This window comes from Streptococcus mitis (assembly GCF_946190325.1).
Classification (GTDB): Bacteria; Bacillota; Bacilli; order Lactobacillales; family Streptococcaceae; genus Streptococcus; species Streptococcus mitis_CF.
The window spans coordinates 1-329 of the sequence record NZ_CAMHZR010000032.1 but is presented as its reverse complement, the minus strand read 5'-3'; the positions used below and the strand labels follow the sequence as shown (position 1 = coordinate 329).

The following is a 329-nucleotide window of genomic DNA, read 5'->3' as shown; positions in this document are numbered from 1 at the left end:
GATTCCCTCGCAAGTTTACTTTCTTTCAGATTCTTCAGAATCTGCTCGCGGTTATACTTCGGTGCTTCGACATCTACTTTCACCTTATTGAGACTAAACTTGCTGGCTGCTGAGGAGGTCACATAGCCTCCTACCAGGTTTCCGATAAAGTTTGCGGTTTGAGCGTCTTCCTCACTTCCACCTAGGAGCTTAGTTCCATGATAGGCAACCTGACCCGCTGTATAGGCTCCTGCTTCCCCTATCGCAAACTGAGTCAAGCCCTTGACAACGCTCTGAGTCTGCCCTATGGGAATCATGATGGCACTCGCCGTCACAAAGACATTCCCAAC

Annotated in this window: 1 pseudogene; it reads right to left on the bottom strand. The window is 49.2% G+C overall.

From position 1 onward, the window contains the following. Positions 1-329: pseudogene (locus tag N8M95_RS09215) on the bottom strand (TNT domain-containing protein); the annotation flags it as partial.